At 71.9% G+C, this 14,848-nt stretch carries 12 protein-coding genes; 6 read left to right on the forward strand and 6 right to left on the reverse strand.

All coding sequences use genetic code 11. The features are described 5' to 3' along the window. The coding region (locus E1294_RS46500; RefSeq protein WP_132518295.1) for an AMP-dependent synthetase/ligase at positions 1 to 1,836 on the reverse strand (1,836 nt) is incomplete at its 3' end. A gap of 151 nt (positions 1,837 to 1,987) precedes the next feature. Here E1294_RS46500 and E1294_RS46505 point away from each other — a divergent pair. Beyond that, complete coding sequence (locus E1294_RS46505) at positions 1,988 to 3,463, forward strand: peptide MFS transporter (RefSeq protein ID WP_132518297.1); 1,476 nt, start codon at positions 1,988 to 1,990, stop codon at positions 3,461 to 3,463. 11 nt (positions 3,464 to 3,474) lie between these two features. Then, positions 3,475 to 4,083 (forward strand): trimeric intracellular cation channel family protein, encoded by a 609-nt coding sequence (locus E1294_RS46510; protein WP_181958660.1) that lies wholly within the window; start codon positions 3,475 to 3,477, stop codon positions 4,081 to 4,083. Between the two features lie 7 nt (positions 4,084 to 4,090). Here E1294_RS46510 and yczR read toward each other — a convergent pair whose 3' ends face one another. Further along, complete coding sequence (gene yczR, locus E1294_RS46515; protein WP_132518301.1) at positions 4,091 to 5,521, reverse strand: MocR-like transcription factor YczR; 1,431 nt, start codon at positions 5,519 to 5,521, stop codon at positions 4,091 to 4,093. A 63-nt stretch (positions 5,522 to 5,584) separates the two neighbouring features. On the opposite strand from yczR, the gene yczE reads away from it, so the two are divergent. From yczE to E1294_RS46540, 4 genes are all read left to right on the forward strand, one after another. Then, the gene (yczE, locus tag E1294_RS46520; RefSeq protein ID WP_132518303.1) at positions 5,585 to 6,187 is read left to right on the forward strand and encodes a membrane protein YczE; all 603 of its coding nucleotides are present in this window, start codon (positions 5,585 to 5,587) and stop codon (positions 6,185 to 6,187) included. A 146-nt stretch (positions 6,188 to 6,333) separates the two neighbouring features. Next, positions 6,334 to 8,088 carry a glycoside hydrolase family 15 protein gene (locus tag E1294_RS46525; RefSeq protein WP_132518305.1) on the forward strand — a complete coding sequence of 585 codons (1,755 nt, stop codon included), beginning with the start codon at positions 6,334 to 6,336 and terminating at the stop codon, positions 8,086 to 8,088. A 230-nt stretch (positions 8,089 to 8,318) separates the two neighbouring features. After that, positions 8,319 to 10,016, forward strand: coding sequence for a histidinol-phosphatase (locus tag E1294_RS46535; RefSeq protein ID WP_132518307.1), 1,698 nt, complete (start codon positions 8,319 to 8,321; stop codon positions 10,014 to 10,016). Next, positions 10,013 to 10,669, forward strand: coding sequence for a hypothetical protein (locus tag E1294_RS46540; protein ID WP_220448332.1), 657 nt, complete (start codon positions 10,013 to 10,015; stop codon positions 10,667 to 10,669). Before E1294_RS46535 ends, E1294_RS46540 begins: the two co-directional genes overlap by 4 nt. Positions 10,670 to 10,696: 27 nt before the next feature. On the opposite strand, the gene E1294_RS46545 is transcribed toward E1294_RS46540, so the two are convergent. From E1294_RS46545 to E1294_RS46560, 4 genes are all read right to left on the reverse strand, one after another. Then, positions 10,697 to 11,632: a lytic transglycosylase domain-containing protein gene (locus tag E1294_RS46545; protein WP_132518309.1), complete on the reverse strand. Its 936-nt coding sequence runs from the start codon at positions 11,630 to 11,632 to the stop codon at positions 10,697 to 10,699. Positions 11,633 to 11,760: 128 nt separating this feature from the next. Next, positions 11,761 to 12,384 carry an MBL fold metallo-hydrolase gene (locus E1294_RS46550; protein ID WP_220448335.1) on the reverse strand — a complete coding sequence of 208 codons (624 nt, stop codon included), beginning with the start codon at positions 12,382 to 12,384 and terminating at the stop codon, positions 11,761 to 11,763. 87 nt (positions 12,385 to 12,471) lie between these two features. Then, entirely contained in the window at positions 12,472 to 13,368 is an 897-nt protein-coding gene (locus tag E1294_RS46555) for a hypothetical protein (protein ID WP_220448333.1), read from the reverse strand. Further along, on the reverse strand, positions 13,365 to 14,848 hold a 1,484-nt coding region (locus tag E1294_RS46560; RefSeq protein WP_342775154.1), incomplete at its 5' end, for an amidase. The genes E1294_RS46555 and E1294_RS46560, both read right to left, overlap by 4 nt.

Consider the following 14,848-nt stretch of genomic DNA (forward strand, 5'->3'; position numbering starts at 1 on the left):
GGTGTAGAGCCCTTCGATGACGTCGGCGTACTTCTGGTGCACGACGCGCCGCTTGAGCTTGAGGCTCGGGGTGAGCTCCTCGGTCTCCGCGGTCCACTCGACCCCGAGCAGGGCCCACTTCTTCACCTGCTGCACCTGCGCGAGCTTGGCGTTGGCGGCCTCGACCGCGGCCTCCACCTCCTTGAGCACCTCGGGATGCCCGGCCAGCTCGGCGAGCGAGGAGAACGTGATGCCGCGCGCCCGCGCCCAGCCCGGCGCGACCTCGCCGTCGAGGGTCAGCACCGCCACCGGGTGCGGGCGGTTGTCGCCGTAGGCGAGGGCCTGGCCGATGAGCGCGTGTTCCTTGAGATGGTTCTCGATCTCCGCCGGCGAGATGTTCTCGCCGCCCGCGGTGATGATCAGCTCCTTCTTGCGGTCGACGACCCGGTAGAAGCCGTCGTCGTCGACCGTGCCGATGTCGCCGGTGTGCAGCCAGCCGTCGGTGTCGACGAGCTCGACGGTGGCCTGCGAGCGGTTGAGGTAGCCGCGGGTGTTGAGCGGGCTGCGGGTGAGGATCTCGCCGTCCTCGGCGATGCGGATCTCGACGCCGGGCTCGGCCCTGCCGACGCTGCCCAGGCGGTAGCAGGCGGGGCTGTTGCCGGTGAACGCGCCGGTCGTCTCCGTCATGCCGTACACGTCGATGACCTTGAGCCCGAGCCCGGCGTAGAAACGCTGCACCTCGGCGGGCAGGGGCGCGGCGCCGGTGGCGGTCCACACGGCGCGGTCGAACCCGATCATGCCGCGGATGACCGACAGGAGGGAGGCGTCGGCCTGGTCGTAGGCGGACTGGATCTCGGGGGTGACGGTGCGGCCGTACTGGCCGGCCTCGATGTACGCGGCGCCGGCCCCCATGGCCGCGCGTACGGCCGCCTGCTGCTCCTCCGGCTGAGTGGCGAGCACGGCTGACAGGCGGGCCATCATCTTCTCCCACACCCGGGGCACCCCGAAGAACATCATCGGCCTGACCTGCCCCAGCGTGCCGCCCAGGTTGGCCAGGTCGGTGCAGAAGTAGACGTGGGAGGCCTTGACCAGCGGCAGGTAGAGGCTGAGCACCCGCTCGGCGATGTGCGCGTAGGTCAGGTAGGAGATCTGCGTGCCCTCGGTGGGCAGCGAGGCGAGGCGGTCGGTGGAGGCGACTTCGTAGAGGATGTTCGTGTGCGTCAGGGGCACGCCCTTGGGCATGCCGGTGGTGCCGGAGGTGTACAGAACGGTGGCCACGTCATCGGGGGTGACCGCGCGCCATCGCGTCTCGATGTGGCCGGGGTCGGCGGCAAGGTGTTCGCGGCCGAGCCGGAGGAAGTCCGTCCACGCCAGGAAGCGCTCGCCGTCGGGCGCCCCCTCCAGCATGATGATCGTGCGCAGGCCGTCGAGCCGGTCGAGCACCGGCTGCCAGCGAGCGAGTTCGGCGGGTCCGCCGAGCACCGCGTATTTCGCCCCCACGTCGCCGGCCACGAACGCGATCTGGTCGGGCGCGAACGTCGAGTAGATCGTGCAGCCGGCGCCGCCCGCGTGCACCACGCCCAGGTCGGCGAGCACGTGCTCACTGCGGTTGACCATCATGAGCGCCACGGCGTCGCCGGCCTGGAGCCCGAGCGCGGCGAATCCGGCGGCGATCTCCAGGACCCGCCGCCTGGCCTGCGCGTAGGTCAGCGTGCGCCAGCCGTCGCCGTCTGGGTCGGGGTCGGAGTAGGCGGGTGCGTCGGGGTGCTGCTCGGCGGCCTGAGCGAGCTGCCGGCAGACGGTCATGCCAGCGATCTGCCGCTGGATCTCCGCCCGCACGTCGAGGACTTCGGCCATGGCGCGCCCTTCCCGTCAGTATTCACTTGCATGAATGGCATGCATCGCACCACACCCCGGGGGCAGCGGCAAGAGCTCGCGGGGAAACACCCGCGTCCCTCACCTGGAGCGAGGCTTCGGCTACGTTCGGTGCCGTGGGAGGGGGCTGCGCATGACCGACGGCGGCAGGACGTTTCTCGGGCACCCGTGGGGCCTGGCCACGCTGTTCGGCACCGAGATGTGGGAGCGGTTCAGCTGGTACGGCCTGCGCGCGATCCTGGCCACGTTCCTGGCCGCGTCGCCCGCTCACCAGGGCCTCGGCATGTCCGACGTGACCGCCCAGGCGGTCGTGGGCGTCTACGGGGCGCTCATCTACCTGGTGGCCCTGCCCGGCGGGTGGATCGCCGACCGCGTCCTCGGCGCGCGCAGGTCGGTGTTCTGGGGCGGGTTCGTCATCATGCTGGGACACATCAGCATGGCGATCCCGGTGACGTCGGCGTTCTTCGTCTGGCTCGGCCTGCTGCTCATCATCTCCGGCACCGGCCTGCTCAAGCCGAACATCTCCGTCATGGTCGGCCGCCTCTACGCCGACGACGACGCGCGCCGCGACGCGGCGTTCTCGCTGTTCTACTTCGGCATCAACCTGGGCGCCTTCTTCGCGCCCATCGTCGTCGGCTGGCTGGCCGCGGGCGACCGCTGGCACCTCGGCTTCAGCGCCGCCGCGGTCGGCATGGCGTTCGGCCTGGTCCAGTACGTCTGGGGCGGCAAGGCCCTCAGGGGCGTGGGCGAGCGGCCGGGCCTGCGCCTGTCGCCGCGGGAACGCCGGAGGTTCGGCCGCCTGTTCGCACTGGCGGCAGGCGCGACGGCGGCCCTGCTGGCCGTGTGGGCGGCGACCGGCACGTTCACGGTCGACCGGCTCACCGTGGTGGTCACGGCGATCATCCTGATCGTGCCCGTCGCGTACTTCGGGTACATCCTGCTGGGCAGCCACAACCTCACGCAGGACGAGCGGATCCGGATGAAGGCGTACATCTGGCTGTTCGTGGCCGCGTCCATCTTCTGGATGATCTTCGATCTGGCGCCCAGCAAGCTGCTCTTCTTCGCCCAGGACCACACCGAGCTGTCATTGTTCGGGATCCCGATCCAGCCGGCCACGACGCAGTCGTTCAACCCCCTCTTCATCATGATCTTCGCGCCGGTGTTCGCGGCGTTGTGGCTGCGGGTGGGCACGCGGGTGAGCACGCCGCAGAAGTTCGGCTTCGCGCTGGTCATGGTGGGGACGAGCTTCGTGGTCATGGCGGCCGCGGCGGCGCTGGCCGGGGCGGGCCGGGTGTCGGTGTGGTGGCTGGTGCTGGTCTACCTGATCCAGGTGTTCGGCGAGCTGTCGCTGAGCCCGGTCGGGCTGTCGGTGACGGCGAAGCTGGCGCCGGAGGCGTTCAAGGGGCAGATGCTCGGCGTCTGGTTCATCGCGGTGTCGGTGGGCGACGCGATCGGCGGGCAGACGGGGCGGCTCACCGCCGTGCTGCCGGACGCGATGTACTACCTGGTGCTGGCGCTGGCGGCGATCGCGGCGGGGCTCGCGCTGTTCATGTTCGCCCGGCGGCTGCGGGTGATGATGGCCGAGCATCATGAACCCGCCATGCGGTAAACATTCCCAACGTGTCCGAGATTCTCGACCTGGCAGGCATCTTCGTCTTCGCGCTGACGGGGGCGTTGATGGGGGTGCGCAAGCGGCTCGACGTGGTCGGGATGGCGATGCTCGCCGAGATCACCGCCCTGGGCGGGGGCGTCGTACGCGACCTGATCCTCAACGTCCGGCCCGCCGCCTTCCAGAGCGTCGGCTACGTGCTGGTGCCGCTGGTGGCGACGGTGATCGTCTTCTACTGGCATCCCCACGTCACGAAGGTGATGCCGGTGATCCTGGTGCTGGACGCGGCGGGGCTCGGCCTGTTCTGCGCCGTCGGCACGGCCAAGGCCATGGAGTACGGTCTCAGCCCTCTGCACGCCACCGTGCTGGGGATCACCACGGCCGTGGGCGGCGGCATGTTGCGCGACGTGCTGGCCGGGGAGATCCCGACACTGCTCTACGACCGCCAGCTCTACGCCGTGCCCGCCCTGGTGGGGTCGGCGACGATGGCGGCGCTGTCCTCCTACGGCCTGCACGGCTGGCCCGCGACGCTGGCGGCGGCCGTACTGGCGTTCGGGCTGCGCATCGTGGCGATGCGCCGCAAGTGGCAGGCGCCGGTGGCCCGGGGGGACGGCGAGTGAGCGCCCCTCACACCATCGCGATGAGGGACTCGGGCGGGCGGGAGCCCCCGGCGGCGCCGTGCTCGCGGGCGGCGCGGATCCGGACGAGCGCGTCCTCCAGAATTCGGGGCGGCTGGGTGTACGGCAGTCTCAGGTAGCTTTCGAGCGTCCCCTCCAGACCGAACCAGGGGCCGGGCGCGAGGCGTACGCCGTGGCAGGCCGCCGCCTCGGCGAGCGGGGTGGAGCCGCCCCGGTCGAGGCGCACCCAGAGCGTGCCCCCGCCGCCCGGCACGGTGAACGTCCACTCCGGCAGGTGCTCGCGCAGCCCGGACACCAGCGCGTCGCGGGAGGCGCGCAGCGTGCGGCGGCGCTCGGCCCGCGTCTCCTCCAGCCGGTCGAACAGGTGCGCCACCGCGAGCTGCTCCATCACCGGGCTGGCGATGTCCACCGCCGAGCGGTACGTGGCCAGGCGCCGGGCCAGCGCGGCCGTGGCGCGGATCCAGCCGATGCGCAACCCGCCCCACCACAGCTTCGACGCGGAGCCGATGCTGATCACGCGGCTGTCGGTGTCGAACGAGCCCATCGGCGACGTGCGCGGCACCTCGTCCAGCGCCAGCTCCGACCAGGTCTCGTCCACCAGCAGCAGCGTGTCCACGCGCCGGGCGGCGCCCAGGACGGCGGCGCGGGTGGCGTCGTCCATGAGGGCGCCTGTCGGGTTCTGGAAGTCGGGCATGAGGTAGGCGAGACGGCTCGCCGACTGTCGCATGGCGGAGGTCAGCAGGTCGTCCTGCCAGCCTTCGTGCGAGATCCCGACCGGGACGATCCTGGCGCCGGCGCGGCGGGCAGCGTCGATGGCGTGCGGGTACGTCGGCGACTCCACGATCACCGGGTCGCCCTGGCCGACGAGAAGCCCGGTCACGAGCTGGATGGCGTGCTGGGAGCCGGTGGTGACGACGATCTGCTCGGGCCTGGTCGCCATGCCCCTGGCGGTGTAGGCGGCGGCGATGCGTTCCCTGAGCACCGGCAGGCCCATGGGGTCGTAGCCGATGCCCATGCCGTACCTCGGCAGGTCTTCCAGCGCCTCCGCCATGGCCTCGCGCAGCGCCGTGGGCGCGGGCGGGGCGGCGGTCTGGAGCTGGATCAGGCCGTCGCCGTCGGTGCCGAGCCACGGGTTGTCCGCGGTGGTGGCCGGATCGGGCAGGGCCGTCCAGCTGCCCGATCCCTGGCGGCTCTCCAGGTACCCTTGTTCGCGCAGCAGGTCGTAGGCGGCGGTCACGGTGGTGCGGCTGACCTTGAGGGTCTCGGCGAGGTGGCGCTCGGCGGGCATGCGGACCCGCACGGGAAGCCGGCCGTCCATGATCAGAGCTCGCACGCCGCCGGCCAGGGCCCGATAGTACGGCCGCGTGGCGGGATCGATCATCAGGAGCCTGGCCGCCTGGGTGGCTGACACAAAATGCATAAGGCCACTTTTCGTGATTGGCTCTGTTTTGACAAGCCGGTGGCCTGCCAATGTGGGTCCATCATGAGCGACACGACGGCCCCGCGAGTGGCCTCCCTGCCCGCGCGCCTGCTCCGCCTCTACGGCGGGCTGGCCCTGTACGGGCTCGGCATCGGGCTACAGGTGGAGTCCAGCCTGGGCAACGACCCCTGGGACGTCTTCCACCAGGGCCTGGCGATCAGGACGGGGATGACCATCGGCACCATGATCATCGCTGTCGGCGCCCTGGTCATGCTGCTGTGGATACCGCTGAAGCAGAAGCCGGGCTTCGGGACCATCAGCAACGTGGTGTTCCTGGGGCTGTTCGCGGACGCCGCGCTCTTCGTGTTGCCCACGCCGGGGCACGTCGCGGCCCAGGCGTCGTACGTCGCGCTCGGGGTCGTCTCCATCGCCCTGGCCACGGTCCTGTACATCGGGGCGGGAATGGGCCCCGGCCCGCGCGACGGCCTCATGACGGGACTGATGCGGCTCGGCCTGTCCGTACGGCTCGGCCGTTTCCTCATCGAGATCACCGTGCTCGCCGCCGGGTGGCTGCTCGGCGGCACCGTGGGCGTGGGAACGCTGGTGTTCGCGCTGGCCATCGGGCCCTTGACGCAGCTGTTCACCCGCTGGTTCCCGCTGACGTGATCCCGTGGCCGGTCCGGTCATGACGCGACATGACCCGGCCCGGTCACGGGGTCACCCCACGCTTCCCGGAGGCCCTGCTCCGCCGCCCGCTTCCGGTCTTCCGGACGGAGCCGGAGCACCGCGGACGATTCCGGTAACGTCTAGGCATGCGGATCGAGGATTATGCCCTGATCGGAGACATGCAGTCGGCCGCGCTGGTGGCCCGGGACGGCTCCATCGACTGGTTGTGCCTGCCCAGATTCGACTCGCCGGCGTGCTTCGCGTCGCTGCTGGGCAGCGAGCGCAACGGCCACTGGTGGCTCGGGCCCGCCGGCAGGAAACCGGCCACCAGGCGACGTTACCGTCCCGACACGCTCATCCTGGAGAGCGAGTGGGACACCCCGACGGGCACCGTCCGCGTGATCGACTTCATGCCGCCCCGCGACAAGAACCCCGACGTCGTACGCGTCGTCGAGGGCGTGTCCGGCACCGTGGAGATGTCCACGGTGGTCAGGGTGCGTTTCGACTACGGCAGGATCGTGCCGTGGGTGCGCAGGACCGACGGTCACCTGCAGGCCGTCGGCGGTCCCGACTCCGTGTGGCTGCACGCCCCCGTGCCGCTGAAGGGCGGCGACTACGCCCACCGGGCGACGTTCACCGTCGAGGAGGGCCAGCGGCTGCCGTTCGTGTTCACCTGGCACCCCTCGCACGAGCCGATGCCGTCGCAGATCGCGTGCGAGGAGCAACTCGCCGAGAGTGAGGCGTTCTGGGCCGAGTGGGTGACGCGGTGCTCCTACGACGGCCCCTACCGCGAGGCCGTGACGCGGTCGCTGATCACGCTGAAGGCGCTCACCTACGCGCCCACGGGCGGCATCGTCGCCGCGCCCACCACGTCGCTGCCCGAGGACCTGGGCGGGGTGCGCAACTGGGACTACCGGTTCTGCTGGCTGCGCGACGCCACGCTGACGCTCGACGCGCTCATCTCGTCCGGCTACCTGGAAGAGGCCGCCGACTGGCGTGCCTGGCTGCTGCGCGCCATCGCCGGGCGACCGCAGGACCTGCAGATCATGTACGGCGTCGCGGGCGAGCGGCGGCTGCCCGAGCTGCGCGTCGACTGGCTCGACGGCTACGAGGACTCCCGCCCCGTGCGCATCGGCAACGAGGCGGTCAAGCAGCTGCAGCTCGACGTGTACGGCGAGGTGATGAACTCCCTGTTCGTCGCGCGCGAGCGCGGCCTGTCCCCCGACGACCGGGCGTGGGCCATCCAGCGGCAGCTGCTCGACTACGTGACCGAGCACTGGGACGAGCCCGACGAGGGGCTGTGGGAGGTGCGCGGGCCGCGCCGGCACTTCGTGCACTCCAAGGTGATGTGCTGGGTGGCGCTCGACCGGGCCGTCAAGTACGTCGAGCAGTTCGGCCGTACGGGTCCCGTGGAGAAGTGGCGTGCCCTGCGCGACGACATTCACGCGGAGATCTGCGAGAAGGGCTTCGACGAGACGCGCAACACCTTCACCCAGTCGTACGGGTCGGCGGAGCTGGACGCGGCCCTGCTGATGTTGCCCATGGTCGGGTTCCTGCCTGTCGACGACCCGCGCATGGCGGGCACGGTGGCGGCGATCGAGAAGGAGCTCATGTCCGAGGGCTTCGTGCTGCGTTACCCACTGGCCGACGACAACGACGTCGACGGCCTGCCCGGCGGCGAGGGCGCGTTCCTGGCCTGCAGTTTCTGGCTGGTGGAGGTGATGGCGATGCAGGGCAGGAAGGACGAGGCGAAAAACCTGTTCGAGCGCCTGCTGTCGCTCCGCAACGACGTGGGCCTGCTCGCGGAGGAGTACGACCCCCGCTACGGACGCCTGGTGGGCAACTTCCCGCAGGCGTTCAGCCACGTGCCTCTGGTCCACGCCGCCCGCGCCCTGGCATAGGCGCCGGGCCCGGCCTCTGATGCCACCAGGGTCCCTGCCTCCTCGTGGGCCGCCTCGTGGGCCGCCTCGTGGGCCGCCTCGTGGGCCGCCTCGTGGGCCGCCTCGTGGGCCGCCTCGTGGCATCTGACGGGCATGTGACGATCTCCCTGCGTTCACGTGTGCTTCATTCCGTTACGCCACGCTCCCGCCGTAGCCGGAGCTCCATTTCCGGCACGGACGGAGAGAGAAGCATGGGTCACGGGCATCACCACCAGCATCACGACCACTCCCACGAGCCCCTCGGCGAGGGCGAGGCGGCGCCGGCACGCGACCTGACGATCCCCGACGAGGACCTGTCGCCGGCACAACTGTCGCGCCGGCGCATGTTCCGCAGGGCCGGGCTGCTGGGCGCAGGGCTGACGGCCGCCGGAGTGCTCGGTACGCAGGCCGAGGCGGCCACCGCCACCCCCGGCGGCCGGGAGCCGAAGGACGGCTACCTGTGGCTGGCCGGCGACCACCACATCCACACCCAGCACAGCGGCGACGGCATCTACCGGGTGATCGACCAGGTGCGGCACGGCAACGCGTACGGGCTCGGGTGGGTGGTCATCACCGACCACGGCGGCGCCACCCACGCGAAGATCGGGGTGGACAAGGTCAACCCCGACATCGTCGCGGCGCGTGAGGCCATCAAGGACACCCTGGTCTTCCAGGGCCTGGAGTGGAACATCCCGGCCGCCGAGCACGGCACCGTGTTCGTCGCCCCGGGCCGGCGGGAGGTCGAGACGCTCAAGGAGTTCGAGAACTCCTTCGACGGGTCGGTGAAGGGCGCAGGGGCCAACACCCCGCAGAACGAGGCGCTGGCCATCGCCGGGCTCAACTTCCTGGCCGAGTCGGTCAGGAAGCGCCGCATCCCGGACGCGTTGTTCCTCGCCAACCACCCGGCGCGCAAGGGCCTCGACTCGCCGCACGAGATCAGGGGCTGGCGCGACGCCCAGCCGTCCATCGCCGTGGGCATGGAGGGCGCCCCCGGTCACCAGGCCGCCGGCATGCCCAAACCGCACGGGCCCGGCGGCGGGCGCGGCTACTACGACGGCGGCCCCGGCGCCGACTCCTTCCCCGGCTACCCGGCGGAGAGCTACAAGACCTTCGGCGGGTTCGACTGGATGACCGCCACCGTGGGAGGGTTGTGGGACAGCCTCCTGGCCGAGGGCAAACCGTGGTGGATCACCGCCAACTCCGACTCCCACACGGTGTACGGCGACACCAGCGAACGCGGCCCCGGCAGCGACTTCGACGCCAACGGCCGCTACGAGGACCCCGTCTACGGCGGCGTGCCCAACACGGGGGCCGGCGACTTCTGGCCCGGCTACTACAGCCGCACCCACGTCGGCAGCCGCACCTTCTCCTACGAGGCGCTCATGGACGGGCTGCGGGCCGGGCGCGTCTGGGTCGACCACGGCGGGCTCATCAGCGGCCTGGTGGTGCGGGCCGGCACGGACGGCCACGGGCGCCGCGGAGTGACGCTCGGCGAGACCCTCCACGTACGCAGGGGCGACCGGGTCGAGCTGACCATGGAGATCACCCTCGCCGGCCGGCCCAACTGGGCGCAGTTCGTGCCCACGCTGGCCCGGGTGGATGTCATCCAGGGCGACGTCACCGGCCCTGCCTCCGACAAGGACGCCTTCACCACGCCGAACACCAAGGTCGTGCAGTCGTACGAGGTGGGCAAGAGCAGCGGCACCGTCACCCTCACCTACCGGCTCGGCCGCGTCGACCGGCCCGTGTACGTGCGGTTGCGCGGCACCGACGGCAGGCGCTCCGCGCCCGGCCTGCTGGGCGCGGAGGTGGACCCGCACGGCCCGCAGATCGACGTGCACGGGGACGCCGACCCGTGGAACGACCTGTGGTTCTACAGCAACCCGATCTGGATCCTGCCGCGCCGATGACCAGCCGACCCGCGACCGGCGGACCCACGACCGGCGAGCCGGCGACCAACGGACCGACAGCCGCCGGACCCACGACCACCAGGCCCACGGCCAGCGGGCCGATGATGGTCCTTGGGATCGATGCGGGCTCGCGTAGCCTTCCCGAGGCCGAGCACGTGCTGCGAACCGTGGCGCGGGCGCTCGGCCTGCCGGGCGGGACCGTCGGATGCACGCACTTCGTCCCGGCCGGCCTCGCGGGCGACGAGCCACACATCGCCTGCTCGCTGGCCGTCCCGGGTCCGGTGCCCCCGCCCGCGGACGTGTCGTGGGCGTCCGGCGGCGAGCGGGACGGGCCGCGGGCGGAGGGGGCGGCGACCGCGGCGGCCGAGCACGCGGCGCGGCGCGGCGGCCGCGTCGTCACGTTCCCCGGGCACGACCTGCTCACCGGCACCATGAGCGTGGCCGCGATCCGCGACGGGTCGGCCATCGAGCGGGTGCTGGTGCTCGCCTCCCCCGGCCCGCCGGGCGACGACACGCTCGTCGTGACCAACGACCACGTCAGGCCGGTCTGGCGGGACGGGTTGATGACCCTGCTCACCATGCCGGCGGCCGGCGGCCGGATCACCCCGGCCGAGGTGCCCGACCCCACCCCCTGCTGCGCCGACCACACGTAGGCGCGCCGCCTGACCGGCCCTTCGCGGCTAAGGGCCGGTCAGGCGGCGCTCGCCGGCGGTGGTGATGACGTACACCTGCCAGTTGTAGTACACGTAGTAGTTCCGCGGATCGCGCTTGATCTGTCGGGCGTGCAGGAGGATGGCGTTCACGTACGCCTGCGACGGGTTGTAGGCGTGCAGCGCCCGCTGATAGTCGCGGGGCGCGCCGCTGGCCTTGAGGTAGTTGGCCGCGGCCATCACGGCGTCGCGCGGGTCGTGCACGTCGCCGCCCATCCCGTACGCCTTCCAGGTCGCCGGCATGAACTGCATGGGCCCCTGGGCGCCCACGTGGCTGGCCGACTTCACCCGGCCGAACTTCGTCTCCGCGAGCATCACCGCCGCCAGCACCTCCCATTCCACCCCGAACCGGCGCTCGGCCTTCTTGAAGAGACTGAGCAGTTCGGTGGCCGGCCGGGCTGGCTGGACCTTGAACGGCGTCGACGGCTTGATCGGGTGGGCCAGGGCCAGGAGCTCGCGGATGGCGCGCGTGTTGTCCTTGGCCTGGGCGGCCAGGCCCTTCGGCAGGCGGGCGAAGGCCCGGGAGGCGAGCTTGGGATGGCGGGCGGCGTAACGGTATATGCGCTGGTGGTGGAGGGCCAGGAGCTCGACGTCCGCCGGCGGCTCGCCCTTCTTGCCCTTCCAGGCGTCGATGGCGTCGTTGAGCGCGGAGGTGGTCTCCTTCAGGGCAGAGGCGAGCCTCGCGGCGTTCGCGGGGATCTTCTCGTCGGGGTCGGGGAGCTTCCGGCTCGGCGACGGGGCGGGCGTCGTGGTGTGGGCAGGGGCCGCCAACGGCTGCCGTGCGGGCGCGTTCTCCACGGGCGCCGGGTTTCCGCAGGCCGCCGTCCCTGCGAGGGCCACGGCCGCCAGCGCGGCGAGCGCGCGACCCCGGCCGGTGAGTCGTAGGTGCTTCTGGCGTTCCTCCATGGGGCGCCAACCTACCCGGTTCCGGCCCGCGCGCACCGGCCGCGCGGGCGATCCGGTATACGACGCCGCTTCATCCGGTGCCCGATCCCGCCGTTCAGACCTGTGCGGCGCGCAGGCCGATGTGGCGTTCAGACCTGTACGGCGCGCAGGCGGGCGGAGGCGTCGCCGGTCAGCGGATCACCGTGGCAGACACAGACGAGCGACACGTCGAGCTCCGCCAGGTCGCGGAACGAGCGGGCGGCCGCCTCCCGGTCGGCGTTGAAGACGCCCAGCATCGTCCGCCCACCGGGGTTGGCGATGGTGTCGCCGGCGAACAGCACTCCGTGCTCCGGCAGGTGGAGGGCGATGCTGCCGTCGGTGTGGCCGGGGATGGCGATCACGTGCGCGCCGCCGCCGAAGCCGAGCACCTCGCCGCCGGTCAGCTCGCGATCCACCCGTACGGGCTTCGGCGCGCTCATCGGCGGGAGGGACTCGAACAACTCCCGCTCCCAGCCGGGCAGGCGGGCGGGGTCGGGCAGCTGCTGGGCGCGCTCGCCGCGCAGGACGGGAGCGTCGGCGGCGTGCGCCATGACGGTGGCGTCCGTGTCGAGCTCGGAGAGGGCTCCCCAGTGGTCGTCGTGGCCGTGGGTGACGACGACGGCGCGCAGGTCGCCGGGCACGCGGCCGAGGCTTTCGACGGCGGCGAGCAGGCCGGGGCCTGAGCCGGGCTCGCCGGTGTCGATGAGGGTGAGCGCGTCGCCGTCGCGCCACAGGTATGCCTGGCCGACGCCGAACCGGACGAGGTGCCGGGGCCGGCAGTAGTTCGATCAGCTCCATGCGCCGGAACTACGCCATCGTGCTCACCCCTGTGGCACGTCGGCCCCGTCCGGAGTGAGCATGCCGGTGCACGCCCCGCGGGGCCCCCTGGCGTGTGCCAGCTCGTCGTGGAAGAAGGCGTGGACGGCGTCCAGGACGTCGAACCCGTTGTGGGCCGCGCCGGGCACCACGTCGAACCGCACCGGGATGCCCGCCGCCTCGAAGCTGCGGCGCAGGCTCTCCAGCCGGTCGATACGGTTGGCCCCGGCGGCGTCGGCGCCCTCGACCCACAACTCGTCCCGCTCGGTGACGGTGATCTCCCACGTGTCCGTGTCGTCCGCGCCGACGACCATCTGCACGGCGACCCCGCGCATGGCGTCGATGTCGAGCCGCACGCCGAACTCCTCGCTCAGGCCCCCGGTGCCCGCCCACCACGGCCAGCGCGGGTCGAGCAGGGTGACCAGGCCGGGCGCCCCGATCGAGGCCGCGCGCACCCGCTCAGGATGCAGGTAGAGGAAGCGGTGCACGAACTGGCCGCCGCCGGAGAAGCCGTGCATGAGCAGGCGCGAGGCGTCGACACGGTACTTGACGGCGACCTCGTCCACCATCGACAACAGGATCCGGTCGAACCTGATGCCCCCGTACCTGATGAACTTGTAGTCGTGCAGCTCCGTGCGGCGGCCGAGGCCCGCGGGGAACAACGGCGCCAGCACGATGCAGTCGTGTTCGTCGCAGAAGGCGGCGAACCGGTCGCGGTACTCGCTCGCCGTGCGGTCGGTGCCGTGCACGGCCACGATGAGGTCGTACCGCTTCGTCCCGGTCTCGTCGTAGTCTTCCGGCACGTAGAGGCAGGAGGAGAAGCGCGGGTCCAGCTCGCAGGCGAAGAACGGGGTGCGGCCGAGGTCGTAGTAACTGAGGTCGATCCCGTGGCGGCGGCTCACAGGGCCGGCCGCCAGGACTCGCCTGCGTACCAGGGCAGGGCCGCCGTCACCGCCGCCCCCACCTCGAACACGGTGTGGTCGTCGTACGGCCGGCCCACCACCTGCACGCCGGTGGGCACGCCCCGCGCCGAGCGGCCGGACGGCACGCCGAGCACAGGGCACCGGCTCGCGAGGTTGAACGGCACCGTGAGCGGGGCCTCCAGGTTGTGGTCGAGCCTCACCCCGTCCACGACCAGCGGCATCTCCACGTAGTCCTCCCCCGCCAGGAAGGCGGGTGTGCCGGAGGCGGGGCAGAGGAGCGCGTCGAAGCGTTCGAAGAGGCGGGCCAGGTCGGCGTGGACCTGGCTCTCGATCTTCAGCGCGCCGTAGAAGCCCAGCTCGGCGACGGCCTTGAGGCCGCGGTCCAGGAAATCGTGTACATACCGGGTGACGCCGTCGCCGTGCGCGGCCATCTCCTCGGCGATGATGGGCCCGAAGATGGCGCCGTAGTGGGCCCAGGCCGCGCGCATGATGTCGGCGCGGCGCCACGGCAGCTCCACCTCCTCGACGACGGCGCCCGCCTCGGTCAGCGCCGAGACCGCGTCCCAGGTGGCGGCGGCGACCTCCGGCTCGACGGGATAGTCGCCGAGGTGCACGCAGACGGCCACGCGCCGCCCCTTGAGCGAGCCCGGGTACGGCGGGATGGGCGGGGGCGCGGGCACCGACACAGGGTCGCGCGGGTCGTGGCCGGCGATCACGTTCTGCAGCAGCGCGCAGTCGGCCACGGTCCTCGCCATCGGCCCGTCGTGGCAGTAGTGGTCGAGGTTGTACGGCGGCAGCGCGGGCACCCTGCCGTACGGCGGCTTGAACCCGACCACGCCGTTGAACGCGGCCGGGATGCGGATCGAGCCGCCGATGTCGGAGCCGGTCGCGAGCATCGCGGTGCCCGCCGCCAGGGCCGCCCCCGAGCCGCCAGACGAGCCGCCGGAGGAGTGCTCGAGGCTCCACGGGTTGCGGGTGACGCCCCACAGGTCGCTGTGCGTGAATCCGGCCGCGCAGAACTCCGGGGTGGTCGTCCTGGCGTGCACGATGCCGCCGGCCGCGACGATCCTGTCGACGATGGGATGGGTGACGTCGGCCACGTTGTCGCGCAGCAACATCGAGCCGTCGCGCAGCGGGTGCCCGGCGATGGGCTGCTCTTCCTTGAGGGCGACCGGCAGCCCTTCCAGTGGCCTGGCCGTGCCGCGCGCGTACCGGTCGGTGGCCTGCCTGGCCTGGTCCATGGCCTGGTCGAACCACTGTTCCGCGAACGCGTTCACGCTCGGCTCGATGCTCTCGGCCCGTTCGACGACGGCGGTGAGCAGTTCGACGGGGGACAGCGTACGGGCGGCGTAGGCCGCCAGCGTGTCCGTCGCCGTCATGTAGGCGAGCTCGGCCCCTCGGGCGAGCTCAGCCCTTCGAGCGGCCTCGGCCGCGTGCGTGGGCTCGGCCGGGTGGGCGG

This window comes from Nonomuraea diastatica, from assembly GCF_004349015.1.
Lineage (GTDB): Bacteria > Actinomycetota > Actinomycetes > Streptosporangiales > Streptosporangiaceae > Nonomuraea > Nonomuraea diastatica.